The 2241-nt window shown below is 66.4% G+C and carries 1 protein-coding gene; it reads left to right on the plus strand.

Annotated features, from left to right (window positions below; genetic code table 11):
* Positions 1-107: 107 nt before the first annotated feature.
* Positions 108-2241: LamG domain-containing protein (locus tag ACZ7HQ_RS45175; RefSeq protein ID WP_471003390.1), on the plus strand; the 2134-nt coding region annotated here is incomplete at its 3' end.

Raw genomic sequence — 2241 nt, forward strand, 5'->3', positions numbered from 1 at the left:
GGGGTGGGCGTGTGTTGTGGGGTGGGGGGGAGGGAAGAGCTCGGGTGGCCGGCCCGGGCCCGGGTGATGCGTCCTCGGTGATGGATCTTCGCTTCACGGACTCGACGATGACGGTCGAGCCCGACGCCGAGATGCTGTCCAGCACCGATGAGAGGGACTTCCCGCTCTACATCGACCCGCCGGTCGAACTTAACGACTCCGAGCGCACGGTGCTCTCGTCGGACGGCGATGTGTTCTGGAACTTCTCCGGTGGCGACAACGGCATGAGCGTCGGCAAGTGCGGTTCGGCGGTCATCGGAGGCGTCTCGTACTACTGCGGCAACGGCTACGTGAACCGCATGTACTTCGAGTTCGACCCCGGAAAGCTCAAGGGCAAGCACGTCCTGGACGCCACCTTCGCCGTCACGGAGACGTGGTCGTTCTCGTGCGACGCGCGCTGGGTCGACCTGGAGCGTACGAACAACATCTCCTCGTCATCGAGGTGGCCCGGCCCCAAGAAGCTCGACCAGATGGGCGACCGCAACGTTTCGGCCGGTCGTGGCACCCACTGCACGCCGTCCCAGCCGCGCGCACCCATCGAGTTCCACGACTACGCGCCGGAGCCCGACGAGAACCTCACCCCGACCGTCCGCAGCTTCGCCGACGGGAAGATCCCCCGGCTGACGCTCATGCTGATGGCCAAGGACGAGTCCGACACGATCGCATGGAAACGGTTCGACGACGACGCCGTCCTGAGCGTCGACTACGTGGGCAAGCCGGCCAAGCCCAGCAACATCGGTCCCGTGGTGGGCACATCCCACGACTGCAACACGGTCGAATCCGCACCGGCGATCGTCACCGACGCCACCCCCCAACTGACCGCGACACCTCAGACGGCTTCCGGCGGCGAGTCCGGCGCGAAGCTCCGCGTGGCCATGGATGTGGACAAGAAGCAGAGCGACGGCACCTGGGTCAACGCGATGAGCGAGGCCGTCCGTCCCAGCAGCGGATACGTCGGCGACAACGTGAAGGTCACCTACACCACCCCAACCCTGCCGGAGAACACGCTCCTACGTATGCGCGCATGGACACGGTCCCACTACGGCTCCGAATGGCTGGCCGGACCGTCCAACGGCTCCACCACGGGATGGTGCTACTTCAAGATCGATAGTCAGGCGCCGAAGCCGCCGACCATCACATTCAACAGCACCGGGGCGGACTCCTACACTCCCTGCACGCCGAACGACTGCGTCCCGCACGGCAAACCGGGCAAGGCGGGCTCCTTCACGCTCGGCCCGGCGCCCGGCGACGTGAACATCGGCTATCGCTACAAGCTGACCAGCGGGTCCTACAGCTCAGGTTGGTCCTCCTACGTGCCGGGAGCCACCGCGAAGATCTTCCCCGTACCTCCTGTCTCCGGCACGATGACCCTGCATGCCGAAGCGAAGGACAACTACTACCCCGGTGCCGGCAACTCCGTCGACTTCGTGGTCAAGGAAGGCGACGGCCCTGTCGCCCGCTGGAACTTCGCCGAAGCGTCCGGCGCAGCCCTGGACACCTCCACCGCTGATCCGAGCCTGCGCGACGACGCGAACCTGACCGGTGGAGCGACCCGCACCGACCAAGGACGCCGGGGCGAGGTCACCGTCACCCCCGCGACCGAGACCGCGCCTGCCGTCAAGACAACCGACAGCGGCCTCAAGCTGAACGGCACCACGTCCTACGCGGCCACCAACGGGCCTGTCATCGACACCAGGGCCTCGTACACCGTCGCCGCATGGGTGCGCATGGACACCCCGACGCGCAACGCCACGGTATTCGGCCAGGACGGCGTCAACCGCAGCCCCTTCTATCTGGGGTACGAGCACACCAGCAAGAAGTGGTCCTTCCGTGAGGTGAACAGCGATGCCGCCGTCGGCACGCCGTTCTCCTATCAGAGAGTCGAGTCGAAGAACCCTGCGGTGCCGCTGGTATGGACGCACCTGGCCGGAGTGTTCAACGCCGCCGACAACACGATCAGCCTCTACGTGAACGGGGAGTTGCAGGGCACCACGCCGTTCACGACGGCTTGGGCCGCCACAGGGGCTCTGCAGATAGGCCGGGTTCACTGGTCGAGCGTGTACAGCGACTATTTCCCCGGAGTGATCGACGAGGCAGCCGTATGGCAGGAGGCCCTGACCGGGCCGCAGGTGGCGCAGGAGAGCGCCCTGGTGGCCGCCGACGGCAAGGCCTCGGTCGAACTCGTCGCCGCGTGGGAACCTG

The organism is Streptomyces sp. NPDC037290, from assembly GCF_055603245.1.